This window comes from Georgenia halophila, from assembly GCF_039541595.1.
Genome location: NZ_BAABGN010000005.1, coordinates 40,179 through 53,660, shown reverse-complemented (window position 1 = coordinate 53,660; position 13,482 = coordinate 40,179). Strand labels below are relative to the sequence as shown.

12 protein-coding genes, 1 tRNA gene and 2 pseudogenes are annotated in these 13,482 nt (G+C 71.6%); 9 read left to right on the top strand and 6 right to left on the bottom strand.

What is annotated here, in order from left to right; genetic code table 11:
- Positions 1-18: 18 nt before the first annotated feature.
- Positions 19-429 (bottom strand): RidA family protein, encoded by a 411-nt coding sequence (locus tag ABD907_RS07120; RefSeq protein ID WP_345215549.1) that lies wholly within the window; start codon positions 427-429, stop codon positions 19-21.
- A gap of 77 nt (positions 430-506) precedes the next feature.
- Between ABD907_RS07120 and ABD907_RS07115 the strand changes: the two genes are divergently transcribed.
- Entirely contained in the window at positions 507-881 is a 375-nt protein-coding gene (locus ABD907_RS07115) for a winged helix-turn-helix transcriptional regulator (protein ID WP_345215548.1), read from the top strand.
- 29 nt (positions 882-910) lie between these two features.
- Here the strand turns inward: ABD907_RS07115 and mscL are convergent, their stop codons facing one another.
- Both mscL and ABD907_RS07105 read right to left on the bottom strand, forming a co-directional pair.
- On the bottom strand, positions 911-1,333 hold the full coding sequence (gene mscL, locus ABD907_RS07110) for a large conductance mechanosensitive channel protein MscL (protein ID WP_345215547.1): 423 nt from the start codon (positions 1,331-1,333) through the stop codon (positions 911-913).
- A 36-nt stretch (positions 1,334-1,369) separates the two neighbouring features.
- Complete coding sequence (locus ABD907_RS07105) at positions 1,370-2,044, bottom strand: SAF domain-containing protein (RefSeq protein WP_345215546.1); 675 nt, start codon at positions 2,042-2,044, stop codon at positions 1,370-1,372.
- Between the two features lie 140 nt (positions 2,045-2,184).
- Here ABD907_RS07105 and ABD907_RS07100 point away from each other — a divergent pair, with 140 nt between their 5' ends.
- Positions 2,185-2,382, top strand: a complete 198-nt coding sequence (locus tag ABD907_RS07100; protein ID WP_345215571.1) for a hypothetical protein — start codon at positions 2,185-2,187, stop codon at positions 2,380-2,382.
- 14 nt (positions 2,383-2,396) lie between these two features.
- Here ABD907_RS07100 and ABD907_RS07095 read toward each other — a convergent pair.
- Positions 2,397-2,582: pseudogene (locus ABD907_RS07095) on the bottom strand (FmdB family zinc ribbon protein); the annotation flags it as partial.
- 74 nt (positions 2,583-2,656) lie between these two features.
- Here ABD907_RS07095 and ABD907_RS07090 point away from each other — a divergent pair.
- Complete coding sequence (locus tag ABD907_RS07090; RefSeq protein ID WP_345215545.1) at positions 2,657-5,305, top strand: penicillin acylase family protein; 2,649 nt, start codon at positions 2,657-2,659, stop codon at positions 5,303-5,305.
- A 179-nt stretch (positions 5,306-5,484) separates the two neighbouring features.
- Here ABD907_RS07090 and ABD907_RS07085 read toward each other — a convergent pair whose 3' ends face one another.
- Positions 5,485-6,762 carry an endo-1,4-beta-xylanase gene (locus ABD907_RS07085; RefSeq protein ID WP_345215544.1) on the bottom strand — a complete coding sequence of 426 codons (1,278 nt, stop codon included), beginning with the start codon at positions 6,760-6,762 and terminating at the stop codon, positions 5,485-5,487.
- A gap of 71 nt (positions 6,763-6,833) precedes the next feature.
- On the bottom strand, positions 6,834-7,499 hold the full coding sequence (locus tag ABD907_RS07080) for a 5-formyltetrahydrofolate cyclo-ligase (protein WP_345215543.1): 666 nt from the start codon (positions 7,497-7,499) through the stop codon (positions 6,834-6,836).
- A gap of 62 nt (positions 7,500-7,561) precedes the next feature.
- On the opposite strand from ABD907_RS07080, the pseudogene ABD907_RS07075 reads away from it, so the two are divergent.
- The 6 genes and pseudogenes from ABD907_RS07075 to ABD907_RS07050 form a co-directional block, all read left to right on the top strand.
- Positions 7,562-7,858: pseudogene (locus ABD907_RS07075) on the top strand (sugar phosphate nucleotidyltransferase); the annotation flags it as partial.
- A 50-nt stretch (positions 7,859-7,908) separates the two neighbouring features.
- On the top strand, positions 7,909-9,123 hold the full coding sequence (locus tag ABD907_RS07070; protein ID WP_345215541.1) for a molybdopterin molybdotransferase MoeA: 1,215 nt from the start codon (positions 7,909-7,911) through the stop codon (positions 9,121-9,123).
- A gap of 7 nt (positions 9,124-9,130) precedes the next feature.
- Positions 9,131-9,748 (top strand): GNAT family N-acetyltransferase, encoded by a 618-nt coding sequence (locus ABD907_RS07065; protein ID WP_345215540.1) that lies wholly within the window; start codon positions 9,131-9,133, stop codon positions 9,746-9,748.
- A gap of 65 nt (positions 9,749-9,813) precedes the next feature.
- On the top strand, positions 9,814-10,968 hold the full coding sequence (locus tag ABD907_RS07060) for a hypothetical protein (protein ID WP_345215539.1): 1,155 nt from the start codon (positions 9,814-9,816) through the stop codon (positions 10,966-10,968).
- A 117-nt stretch (positions 10,969-11,085) separates the two neighbouring features.
- A complete protein-coding gene (gene zwf, locus ABD907_RS07055) occupies positions 11,086-12,567 on the top strand; it encodes a glucose-6-phosphate dehydrogenase (protein WP_345215538.1) in 1,482 nt (493 codons plus the stop codon).
- Positions 12,568-12,698: 131 nt separating this feature from the next.
- Positions 12,699-12,771: transfer RNA gene (locus ABD907_RS07050), tRNA-Ala, on the top strand.
- Positions 12,772-13,482 lie beyond the last annotated feature (711 nt).

The following is a 13,482-nucleotide window of genomic DNA, read 5'->3' as shown; positions in this document are numbered from 1 at the left end:
CCCTCGCTCGGCATCTCCTCAGTCGAGGACGGCGAACGCCTCGACCTCGACGAGCACGTCGGGCTCGAACAGGTAGTCGACGCCGATGAGCGAGACGGGCGGCCACGGCAGCGGCATCCCGAGCTCCTCAGCGACCCCCTCGACGCCCGCCATGAAGTCGTCCGCCTTGTCGGGGCTCCAGTGCGTGACGAAGAACCTCAGGCGCACGAGGTCGGAAAAGCTGGCTCCGGCACCGGCGAGGCCGCGCGCCGTGTTGCGCAGGGCGTGCGCGACCTGGCCGGTCAGGTCACCTGTCGCCACCGCGTTCCCCTCGGCGTCCCGCGCGATCTGGCCCGCCACATGCACCTGGCGGGTTCCCGTGCCGATCGAGACGTGGTGGTAGGGGACGGGCTGGAACATGCCTTCCGGGGTGAGCAGCTGCACTGCCATGGGGTTCCCTTCGTCGTGGTGGTCGGTATCCGATGTCTACCTGGTGCATGCAGGGAACTTCAACGAGACTAGGTGGCATGCTGGAAACCACCGACGCCCAGGCCGACCGCTCCCAGATCACCGCGCCGCACCGCGAGCTCCTCGACGAGGTCCTCGACAAGTGGTCGCTCCAGGTCCTCGAAGAGCTGTGCGAGCAGCCCCTGCGCTTCAACGAGCTGCGCCGGGCGATCCCCGCCGTGACGCAGAAGTCGCTCACAACCACGCTGCGGCGCCTGGAGCGCAACGGGATGGTCGAGCGCCTCGTCACGAGCACCCGGCCCGTCGCGGTCGAGTACCGCATCACGCCGCTCGGCACGACGCTCCAGGACCTCATCGACGCGCTGCTGGGCTGGACCGGCGCCAACATGGCCAAGGTCGAACGTGCACGCGAGCGGTTCGACGCCGAGGCGTAGCGGGTCGCAGCCTGTTGGAGGGCCGCAGCTCAGGACTGGCTCGGCGTCCCCCGGCCGGACTGTGCGGCGAGGAGGTCCCGGATCTCGGTGAGGACGAGGACGTCCTCGGCGGGAGCCGCCGGGGCTTCCGCCTCGCCGGACTTGCGCCGCTCGGCCAATTTGTTCATCGGCACGACCACGAACAGGTAGACCGCCAGCGCGACGAGCAGGAAGTTGGTGAGGGCCGTCAGGACCGACAGGGGCAGCATCTGGGCGGGCTCGCCGGCGCCGCCGACCGTGATCACCCACAGCCGGTCGAAGTTGGGCTCGCCGAAGAGCCCGGCGACGAGCGGGTTGATGACGTTGTCGACGAGGGCGGTGACGATCTGCCCGAAGGCCACACCGATGACCAGGCCGACGGCGAGGTCGACGGCGTTGCCGCGGGAGACGAACTCCTTGAATCCGGTGACCATGACGGTTCCTGTCTGCGCGTGCGGTTGTTCCGGTCATCACTGGCTCGGTAGCACGGCGCGGAGGGGTGCCCAGGCGCCCGCACCAACCAGCACCGTAGCGTCCTCCTCACGCGCGGCCACGTACAGATAGCGCGCGCCGGTCGTCGTGTCGCCCAGGATGCCGCCGCCACCCGTTGGTGACCAGACCGCCAGCACGACGACGCCACGCGCCACGACGGCGGCCGGCCCATCCGCGGACGAGGCTTCGGCCGCCACGGCAACCAGGTCGATGCGCTGACCCGGCCGGGCCAGGCGCGCCGTCGCGTCGTCGGCCACCGGGACCGGGACGACGACGGTCCCCGCCGGTGCGGACCCGGCCAGTCCCGGTCCGGTCACCATGGTGGGGAGCAACGCGGTCCCGGCGGTCAGGCCCACGGCGAGCGGCCGCCCGACGGCGGAGCCGGCCTCACGCAGGACGCTGTCCGGGTAGGTGCCGGCCGGGGCCTCTCGTACCTCGACGTCGGCCTCGCTCAGCACGGTCCCGGCCGGGACGTCGTCCGCCATCACGACGACCGGCTCGACCGGTGGGTCCGGCGGGCGCAGGGTGTCCAGGGCGACGGCCGCCGCGGCGGCGACGCACAGCGCGGCGACCATGTGCCGGTACCGCCAGAGGGACCGCCGTACGGCCGCGGCCGGCGAGGACGACGGCGGAGCGTGCGAGCGGACCAGCATGCCGCGACCTTAGGTGGCACCGCCGGGCGGGAAGGTGCGCCGTCGCCGGGCCTGTTGACCCCGTGGCGGCACGGCGGTCATGTGGACGGCGCGGCGCTCAGGACCGGACGCCGCGGGCGCGGCTACCTCAGGAGGAGGACTTGGCCGCCGAGCTGGAGCTGGACGTCGAGCTGCTGGACGAGCTGCCCGAGGACGAGGAGCCGCCGGACGAGTCGGACGAGGAGCCGCCCGACGAGCCGGAGTCGGAGCCGCCCGAGTCCGAGGACTTGCTGCCCTTGGCGCCCTCCGTGGAGCCGGACTTGGAGGAGCCGGAGCTCGCCCGCGAGTCGTTCCGGTAGAAGCCGGACCCCTTGAACATCACGCCGACTGAGCCGAAGAGCTTGCGTAGCGCGCCACCGCACTCGGGGCAGACGGTGAGCGAGGCGTCGCTGAACGACTGCTTGGCCTCGAGCTCGGTGCCGCAGGCGGTGCAGCGATAGGCATAGGTGGGCACAGGGACCTCCGTCGAGAGAAGGCGGAGGCTGGCACTCCGCCACATCGAGTGCCAATCCTACTGCGACGTGCCGCGAGCTGGCACCGTGACCCGCGACACGCGCCGTTACGCTCGGAGACGTGCACGGATCCTCGGCGCTGCGCAAGGCGCTCATCATCATCCCGGCCCTCGTCGTGGCGCTCGTCGTCGCCGGTCTCGCGGTCGGCGTCGCCGTGGTCCGCCGGCCGCTGCCCGATCACGGCGGGACGCAGACCGTCGAGGCGCTCGGCGCCGCCGTCGAGATCTACCGGGACGAGCGCGGGGTCCCGCAGATCTACGCCGACACCGACGAGGACCTCATGCGCGCCCAGGGCTACGTGCACGCACAGGACCGCTTCTTCGAGATGGACTATCGGCGCCACGTGACTGCCGGACGGCTCTCGGAGCTCGTCGGCGAGAACGAGGCCGCGCTGAACGCCGACCTGGTCGTGCGCACCCTGGGCTGGCGCCGCGTCGCCGAGCAGGAGTGGGAGCTGCTGAGCGACGAGGCGCGCTCGCTCTACGAGGCCTACGCCGAAGGCGTCAACTCCTACATCGGTTCTCGCGAGGCGTCCGAGCTCGGGCTCGAGTACACCGTGCTCGGGACGACCACCGAGCTGCGTCCGGTGGAGCCCTGGGAGCCCGTCGACTCGCTCGCCTGGCTCAAGGCGATGGCGTGGGATCTGCGCGGCAACTACGCGGCCGAGCTGGGCCGGGCCTCCGCGCTGCGCACGCTCGGTGAGGTCGGCCGGGCCGAGGAGCTCTATCCCAGCTACCCCTACGACGAGCACGCACCGATCCTCCCGGAGCAGGAGAACGGTCAGGGCGACAGCAGTCCCGTGGCCGGTGAGCCGCCGGATCCGGCAGCCGCGGAGGAGGCAGAGATCGTCGAGGCGCTGGGCGGCGCCCCGGCGGCGGACGCTCTCGCCGCGGCCGAGGCGGCGTTGTCCGCGGTGCCCACGATGATGGGCGAGGGGGAGGCGGTCGGCTCGAACTCTTTCGTCGTCGCGGGAGAGCACACGGCCAGTGGCAGCCCGCTGCTGGCAAACGACCCGCACCTGGCGCTGGAGGCACCAGGCCTCTGGTACCAAGTGGGCCTGCACTGCACCGAGCGGACGGAGGACTGCACGTTCGACGTCGCGGGCTTCTCCTTCTCGGGGATGCCGGGCATCGTGATCGGCCACAACGACCAGCTCTCCTGGGGCTTCACGAACCTCGGCGCCGACGTGACCGACTTCGCCCTCGAGCGGACGTACGACGACGGCACCTATCTGCGCGACGGCGCCCGCGTCCCCCTGGACATCCGCCAGGAGACCATCGAGGTCGACGGCGCGGATCCCGTGTCGATCCAGGTGCGCAGCACCGAGAACGGGCCGATCGTCTCGGACGTCCTGCCCCAGACCTCCGTCGCCGCCAGCGTCCCCGTGCCGGACGGGTCTCCGCCCGCCGGCTTCTCGAGCTACTCGGTCTCCCTGCAATGGACGGCGCTGACTCCGGGACGCACCGGTGAGGCGGTCTTCGCCCTCAACCGCGCCGAGAACGCCGACGACGTCGCGACCGCCGCCGAGCTGTTCGAGGCGCCCTCCCAGAACATCGTCTTCGCCACCGTCGACGGCGACATCGGCTACCAGGCCCCGGGACGCATCCCGGTGCGCAACTCCGTACCCGACTCGCCGGTGCCGTCCGACGGGTCGTGGCCGCGGCCCGGCTGGGACTCGAGCTATGACTGGCAGGGTTGGGTCCCGGCCGAGCAGATGCCGGCCCGGCTCAACCCGGCCGAGGGGTTCATCGTCGCCGCGAACCAGGCCGTCACCCCGAGTGGCGGGCGCCCGTTCCTGACCAGCGACTGGAACGCCGGATACCGCTCTCAACGCATCCGCGAGCTGATCGAGTACGACATCGAGCAGGGCGAGGAGATCGACGTCGACCGCGCCAACGAGATCATGCTCGACAACCGCAGCCCGTTCGGGCCGGCCATCATCCCGGCCCTGGTGTCGGTCCCCGTGGAGAACGGCTTCGTGAACGAGGCCGTCGACCTGCTGCGGGTGTGGTCCGCGGAGGGGTTCCCCACCCACACCTCGTCCGCCGGAGCCGTCTACTTCAACGCCGTGTGGACGAACCTGCTCGAGCTGACCTTCGCCGACGACCTGCCCACCGGCCAGTCCGCCGACGGCGGCGCGCGCTGGCTGCTCGTCGTCGAGCGGCTGCTGGAGGACCAGCAGAACCCGTGGTGGGACGACCGCACGACGGTGAACGTGGTCGAGGGGCGCGACGAGATCCTGCGCCAGGCACTGGTGACGGCCCGCCAGGAGCTGACGAACACGATGGGGAAGGACCCGGCGTCCTGGGAGTGGGGAAAGCTGCACCAGTACGCCCCCACCCACCCGGTTCTCGGCGGCGACACGCTGCCGGCTCCGGTGCAGTGGATGTTCAACCCCACGCCGGTCGAGGTGCCCGGCGGCACCTCGGTCGTCAACGCCACCTCGTTCAGCACCTCCGCCGTCGACGAGCTGGGACGTCCGGACTTCACCGTGACCACCGGTCCGTCGATGCGGATGGTGGTCGACATGGCCGACCTCGACGCGTCGACGTGGGTGACGAGCACGGGGACCTCCGGCCACCCGGGCTCGACCCACTACACGGACCAGATCGACGCCTGGGCGACGGGGGAGACGTTCCCGTGGCCGTTCTCCAGGGAGGCGGTCGAGGAGTCCGCTGCGGTGGAGCTCACGCTCGAGGCGGGGGAGTAGGCGCCTCTCCCGGCGTTGGCTGGCCGGTTGGCGGGCGTGGCGAGCTCCGGCGTCGGGCGGTGCCGGCTCTTTGGCTGGACTCTGGCAGGTGATGCCTTCGGGAAGTCGCCCATTGGTCGGTGGCGGCCGGGCGCCCGTCGCGGCGGTGGCCGCTCCGGAACCGTCGGCGCCGCGCGCCGCTAGAGCTGGACCTCGAGATGGGCCGCGCCCGGCACCGTGAGCCGCACCGACGTGGCCGGGAGACCGGCCGGGGCGAGCTCGTAGTCACCGAGGAAGCCCTCGAAGGCGACGCGCCCGTCGGCGTCGGTGCGTAGCGTCGTCGGCTCGAGCCACCACTCGCCCTTCACGAGGCCGTGCAGCCGGTCGTACGCGGGCTTGGGTGAGCCGTCGGCGCGCAGCAGACCGCCCGGAGCGTTCAACCACATGCCGCGGTCCGAGAACCCCCAGTAGTTCACCGACTCCACCGACGGGTGCGACAGCAGCGTCCGGTAGTGCCGTTCCACCTCGTCGGCCTGGCGCGCCTCGCCCTCGTCGGTGCTGGGCCACTCGTCCACCTGCCAGTCGTTGAGGTCCCCGATGTGCGCGGGCATCAGGTCGCCGCTGAGCAACGTGGTCTCCGTGAAGTGGATCGGGATGTTGTACCGGGCGAACCGGTCCAGGACCTCCAGCGTCCGTTCCTCGCCCCAGTAGCCCTTGTGCATGTGGGACTGCAGGCCCAGCCGGTCGATCCGGACGCCGGCCTCGAGAACGCCCTCGATGAGGCACTCGTACGCCGTCGACATGTCGAAGTCGTTGAGCAGCAGTGTCGCGCCCGGGTTCGCCGCACGCGCCTCCTCGAACGCCATGCGCACCGTCGCGATGCGGCCCATCTCGTGAGCGATCCGCGTGACGCCGTTGTCCTCGGCCGTGAAGACGGGCATGATCACGGCCTCGTTGATCGCGTCCCAGGTGTCGATGACGCCGGCGAACTCGCCGACGTCACGCCGGATGCGTTCGCGCTGCGCCCGCTCGATCTCGGCGTTGTCCATCTCGAGCAGCCAAGGCGCGCACACCGTGTGCCAGACCAGCGGGTGCCCCTTGACGGTGATGCCGCGCTCGGCGAACCACTTGGCCGCGGTGAGGAGGCGCTCGGTGTCCGGCCTGCCGCGCTCGGCCTCGAACCGGCCCCAATAGAAGGGCAGCGTCGTCGCGTTGAACAGCTCGAGCCACCGGTCGGCGAACACCTCGTCGAACGCGGGGTCCGTCGAGGCGCCGTTCGCGTGGTCGACGAGGCCGAAGCCGATGCACCCGAAACCGAACGCGTGCTGCTGCTGCCGGACGACGACGTCGCGGTCCCGCAGCGGCTCCCCGCTGCCTCCCAGCAGGGTCACCGTGGCGGTCGCGCGGCGGTGCGCCAACGACGGGTCGGGTGTGCGGCCGGTAGCGGGTGGGGTGAAGAGCGAAGCTGCAGAGGTCATCGAGGCGGTTCCTTCCGCGCTGAGGTCACCGTCCTGGCTCGAGGCGAACACCGGTCGGTGGGAGCCGTCGGTCAGGCGGTGGCGCGCCGCCGGGCCGCCTCCTGCTGGAAGGTGCTGCCCTCGATGAGGAACCACCGTTCCGGGGTGATCACGGCCGGCACGGGAGAGTCGTGCTGGTCGACGGGCAGCAACATGTCGCTGATGAGCTCCTCGTCGAAGATCATGCCGAACACCGGGCGACCCTCCGGCACCAGGCGCAGCACGCGGTCGTACCAGCCGCCGCCCTGGCCCAGCCGCGTCCCGATGGCATCGACGGCCAGGGCGGGAGCGATGACGACATCAGCCTCGGCCACGGACTCGCTCGGCAGCACCGGGCCGGACGGCTCCGGCGGGCGGCCCGGTGCCCGGACCTCCAGGTCGTCGGGCCCCTGGTACAAAGCCCACTCGCGGTTCAGGCCCGGGCCGAGCACCGGCAGCAGCACGCGCGTGCCCCGCTGACGAAGGACCTCGAGCAGCGGGTAGGTGCTCGGCTCGGTGGGCCGAGCGACGTAGGCAGCCACGCAGTCGGCGCCGTCGATGGCCACGAGCGCGTTCTCGGCGAGCGACTCGCCTGCACGCTCCCGCTCTCGACGGGAGCGCTGCTCCCGGACCGCCCGAAGAATCGGCCGGAGCACCTGCTTCGCATCTTCGGTCTCGAGACCATCCGTCATCGGCAAGGTCACCTGCTCGCGGTGCATGCTGCCCAGTCTCTCAGGCTCCCGGGCCGACTGGCCACCGCCGGGCGGCTAACCTCGGAGACATGCCTGCGAACGCAACCAGATCCCGTGCCCGAAAGGCCGTCGTTCCGGCGGCCGGCCAAGGCACACGCTTCGCCCCGGCGACGAAGGCCATCCCGAAGGAGATGCTGCCCCTCCTCGACAAGCCGACCATCGAGTACGTCGTCGAGGAGATCGCGGAGGCCGGCCCCGAGAAGCAGGGCGACGCGGCCGGTCTCGCCGCGGTGCGCCGCTCGTCATCGCTCGCCCGTCTGCACCATGTGCGTCAGGGCTCGGCGAAGGGCCTGGGGCACGCCGTGCTGCAGGGGGGCCGTCACGTCGAGCTGAGCTCCACGCCCGACGGCGGTGCGCCGCGACCCCCGGCCGGGCCGTGAGGAGCGTCCAGGAGCACCTTGCCGCCTGCCTGTCCGCGGTGGGGCCGGTCCCGCCGCTGGACGTGCTGCTGCCGGATGCCGTCGGATGCGTGCTCGCCGAGGACGTCGTGGCGACCTCCGACCTGCCGGTCGCCGACCTCGCCGCGACGGACGGCTACGCGGTCCGGGCGGCGGAGGTCGCCGTCGCCACGGAGCGGGAGCCGGTGAAGCTACGGGTGCTCGACGAGCTGAAGGCGGGGACGGTGGACCCGATCCGCCTGGTCGCCGGAACGGCGGTGCGGATCGCCTCCGGTGCGCCGCTGCCGGGTGCCGCGGACGCCGTCGTGCCGATCGAGCAGACCGACTTCGGCCACGCGGAGGTCGCCGTGCGTGCCGCCGTCGGGTCGGGCGAGAACGTCCGCCGCCAGGCCGAGGACCTGCGCGCCGGCGAGATCGTGCTGCCGGCGGGGGAGCGGGTCGGGGCCCGACAGGTGGCCCTGCTCGCCGCCGCCGGGCGTGGTCGCGTCGGTGTCCACCCACGCCCGCGCGTCGTCATCGTCTCGGTCGGCGACGAGCTCGTAGAGCCCGGCCGGCCGGCGTCGCCGGGGCAGGTCTACGACGCGAACGGGCACGCCCTGGCGACGGCGGTCCAGGACGCGGGCGGGGCGACGTTCCGTGTCGCGGCCGTGCCGGACGGACGCCGCGAGCTCAGCGAGACCCTCGAGGACCAGCTGGTGCGAGCCGACCTCATCGTGACCACCGGTGGCTTGAGCTACGGCGCGAACGACACGGTCAAGGAGGTCCTCGCGCCGCTGGGCACGGTTCGCTTCGACGCCGTCGCCATCTGGCCGGGACGCCAGCTCGGCGTCGGGCACATCGGCGACGGCACGCCGATCTTCTCCCTCCCGGGGGATCCGGTGGCCGCCCAGGTGGCGTACGAGGCGTTCGTCCGGCCCGCGCTGCTGTCCATGGCCGGCTACAACAACCTCTACCGCGACACGGTCAAGGCCGCCGTCTCCCGGGGCTGGACCAGCCCACCCGGGCGACGCGAGTTCGTCCGCGTGCACCTCGCGGGAAGCCCGGGGGAGGGCTACCGCGCCGATCCGGTCGGTGCACCGGGCAAGCTGCTGCTCTCGGCGCTCGCGCGGTCCAACGCGCTCGCCGTGGTGCCCGAGGACGTCACCGACGTCGGCCAGGGCCATCAGCTCCACTGCCTGCTGCTGGACGAGTAGGACCGGCATGACGTCGCCGACCCGCTGGCCCGTCACCCTCGTCGAGGAGGGCGTGACCCTGCGCCCGCTGCGCCGCAGGGACCGGGCGGCGTGGGAATCGGTGCGACGGGCCAACGCGCGGTGGCTGGGTCGATGGGAGGCGACGTCACCGAACCGGGCGCCGGCGCCCGCGTTCCGGGCGTACCGGCGCAGCTGGGAGGCGAGTGCCCGTGCGGGCACCTCGCTGCCGTGGGTGATCGAGGCGCACGGCGACCTCGTCGGCTCGCTCACGGTCTCCTCGATCACCCGCGGCGCGTTCTGGTCCGGCACGATCGGCTACTGGATCAGCGAGCACATGGCCGGTCGAGGCATCACGCCGCTCGCCGTGGCGATGGCGTCCGACTACGCGTGGTTCGAGGTCGGGTTGCACCGGATCGAGATCAACATCCGGCCCGAGAACGGCCCCTCGCTGCGGGTCGTGGAGAAGCTCGGTTTCCGTGAGGAGGGCCTGCGGCGGCGGTTCCTGCACATCGACGGGGACTGGCGCGACCACCGCTCCTTCGCCCTGACCGCGGAGGAGGTCCCCGGCGGCCTGGTCCGTCGCCTAGGCGAGGCAAGAAAGCTCGGCCGGCGAGGCGCTGAATGACAAGCGTGTAAGACACACCGCGATCGCTCATCGAGGGAGCGTGCGTCCGCGCCTAGCGTTGGAGCGTGGAGCTTCAGGGGTACGTGGTCGTTGCACTGACCTTGATCCTCCTCGGTTACCTGCTCCCGCACCTGGTGCGGTCCCGGCAGGTGCTGCTCGACTCACGTGTGGACGATCGCTTCTCCGGTGACCTGCGGATCCTGTCCACCGGCGCGGCCGGTCAGGCAGTGCATTCCTGGGGCCATACCGACGGCGCACGACCGTACCTGCACGCCACTACAGCCCGACGACCGGAGGCCACCATGACACCGCCTCGAGCCCGCGGCGAGCGCGTCGACGACGACGCCCGTGCGCTGGCCGCCGCGCGCGCCGCACGGGCAGCTCGGCTCTCGCGCCGGGCGGCAGCCACCCGTCGGCGCCTCGTCCTCACGACCGCCCTCCTCCTGATCACGGCCGCGGCCTGGACTGCCGTCGAGCTCGCCGGCCTGCACTGGGCCGCCGCCGCGGCACCCTCGGCGCTGCTAGTCACCGTGCTGGTGCTCGGCCGGCGTGCCGCCGTGCAGGCCCGCGTCAACGACCAGCGCGACCGGGCCGAGATGGCGCGGGCGGCGGCACGCCTCGAGGCGGTCTCGGGTCGCGGGCGAGCGGCCCGTACGGGACCGGTCGCCAAGGTTCCTGCCCCCGCGGGACCGCCTCGAGTGCAGCGGCGTCGGTATGCGACGCAGGTGCCGGCTGAGCAGTCCGCCGCGTCGTCAGCCGAGTCGCCGGCCGAGGCGTCCGCGGGGTCGACGGCCGACTCGTCTGAGAAGGCCGACATCAAGATCGACGTCGGGCCGGACGCCACCGAGCCGGATGGCGAGCCGCAGGAGGGGGCCGAGGACGCCGAGCACGACGAGGCACAGCCCGCGGCGGCAGAGGAGCCGAGGCTGCCGGAGGGACCGCCGTCGCCCGGCGGGGACGACGGCGGAACGCCGGGGAGCACACGGCCGCGGGCTTGGACCCCGGTGCCCGTCCCGGTGCCGTCGTACACGCTCAAGCCCCACGCACCGAGGCGACAGGTGGCGCCGTACACCGTGGAGGAGGCGCCGTCGGCGGCCGTCCCGCAGCGGCCGAGTGCCGCGTCGGCGACGGCGGACGGCCCGCCACCCGCCGCGGAACCCCCGCCGCCGCCGCTCGACCTCGATGCCGTGCTGGCGCGCCGGCGGGCGGCCGGAGCCTGACGCGCCGACTGGTCGTCAGGTCGCACCTGCCGCAAGACTGTCTGGGTGGGCGGCGCGCAGCCGCCCGCTCGGGGCGCCGCCCGGCGTCCCGGTGCCGGAAACGTCAGGAGGGCACTCGTGGACGATGTCTCTGCCAGTCCCACGACGGTGGTGCTGTTCGGCGCGACGGGTGACCTGTCGCGCCGCAAGCTGATCCCCGGGCTGCTCCACCTCTTCCAGACGGGGCTGCTGCGCGAGGTCCAGGTGATCGGCACCTCGCTCGACGAGCACACCGACGAGTCCTTCGTCGAGTTCGCCCGCGAGGCGATCGACGACTTCGGCGGCTCCGACGGCGCGTCCGAGGCCTGGCCCGAGTTCTCCGAACGTCTCCACTGGGCGCCTGGTGCGGAGGGCGCGGCCGGGCTGCGCGCCGCCGTGGAGAAGGCCGAGGCCGGCTGGGAGGGCGACGTCACACGGCTGCACTACCTCAGCGTCCCGCCGAAGGCGGCACAGGCCGTCGTGCACACCCTCGAGGAGTCCGGCCTCGTCGAGGGCAGCCGGATCGTCATGGAGAAGCCCTTCGGCACGGACCTCGAGAGCGCGAAGCAGCTCAACAACCGGCTGCACGAAGTCTTCACCGAGGAGCAGATCTACCGGATCGACCACTTCCTCGGTAAGGAGGCCGCCCAGAACATCCTCGCGTTCCGGTTCGCCAACGGACTGTTCGAGCCGATCTGGCACCGCAGCCACATCGACCACGTCCAGATCGACGTGCCAGAGGAGATCGGGCTGGCCCAGCGCGCGGAGTTCTACGAGGCCACGGGTGCCTACCGTGACATGGTGGTCACCCACCTGTTCCAGGTGCTCGCCATCACCGCCATGGAACCGCCCACCTCGCTGACCCCTCAGGGCATCCAGGAGGAGAAGAGCAAGGTCTTCCGGTCCATCGAGCCCATCGACCCGGCCGACGCGGTCCTCGGCCAGTACGACGGCTACCGCGACCTCGACGGTGTCGCCCCCGAGTCCGAGACGGAGACCTTCATCGCCCTCAAGTGCTACATCGACAACTGGCGCTGGGCGGGCATCCCGTTCTACCTGCGGACCGGCAAACGCATGGCCGAGAGCGCGCGGATCATCTCGATCGCCTTCAAGGAGCCGCCACGTTCGATGTTCCCTCGAGGCTCCGGCATCGGCGACCACGGGCCCGACCACCTGACGTTCGACCTGTCGGACACGCCCCGGATGTCGCTGTCCTTCTACGGCAAGCGTCCGGGGCCGGGCATGAAGCTGGACAAGCTGTCGATGCAGTTCGCCATGCAGGACACCGGCTGGGTCGGCTCGGTCCTCGAGGCGTACGAGCGCCTCATCTACGACGCCGCCCGCGGCGACAAGACCCTCTTCACCTCCGCCCGGGGCATCGAGCGGCTGTGGGAGATCTCGACACCGCTGCTGGAGAACCCGCCGGTCATCCGGCCCTATCGCCAGGGCTCGTGGGGACCGAACCAGATCCACCAGCTCATCGCTCCCTACACCTGGCGGCTGCCCTTCGAGCGGGGCTGGCGTTCCCCGAACGACGAGCGGTCGCGTGCCCAGCGTGAGGCCGCCGACGGCGAGGCGTGAGCTGGCGACGGTCAGGCAGGAGACCGCTGACGGTGTGTGAGATGCGTCGCGTAGCTGCTCCCGGCGTCATCCCGACTTCACGTCCGAGGCGTCGGCGGTGCTAGCCTGATCCCTGCTCTCAGCGAGCATGCGGGGCTATGGCGCAGTTGGTAGCGCGTCTCGTTCGCAACGAGAAGGTCGCGGGTTCGAATCCCGCTAGCTCCACCGATGTGAAAGGGTCGGGACATCGTTCACTCGGTGTCTCGTCACTTCCTTGTTTCGGTGGCTGTGTGTGTCGGGTCATCGTTCCGCTCGCGGGCGGGGGCGGGTGAGACGGCCGTGGATGGACTCGGCGCCGTCCAGGCCCGCAGCGGAGAGCCCGTTGCGTAGTGCCAGGATCTGCGCGCGGACCGCTTCGGCGGTGGCGTTCGGGTTCGTGCGCGGGCGTCGGGACCCGCCGATGTGTCGTAGGCCGGTGTGCGAGTAGGCATCCGGTTGATCGTCGCGCGTGAGCGCCGCAGGTCATGATCGCGGCTGAGGTGCCAGGCGATAGTTCGGCGCTAGCGTCGTGAGCCCGGGCGGTCGGGTCCGCCGCAGCCCAGGACGCGTTCGACGTTCTCCTAGCGACGTGGCGATGGGTGTGGTGCGCGGACGGCGGTGCCGCATCGAAGTCGGCCTCGCCCTCGAGACGATATCGGCCCAGTAGCTCGTAAGGCATGAGCGGGAGACGCCGCAGTCCGCGGTGACCTCGTTGACCGGTCGCTTGTGCACGACTACGGCCGTTGTGACCAGATTCGGTTTCGACATGACCGAGCATCGGCCGGTCGTCTTCGACGTCCCGAGACATCAGTCCCGTAAGTGACCAGCAACTATGCGGAAGTCGCCTGCTTGCGAGCTATTGCGCGTCCAGTGACGGTCACGACTTGGTTCCGCATC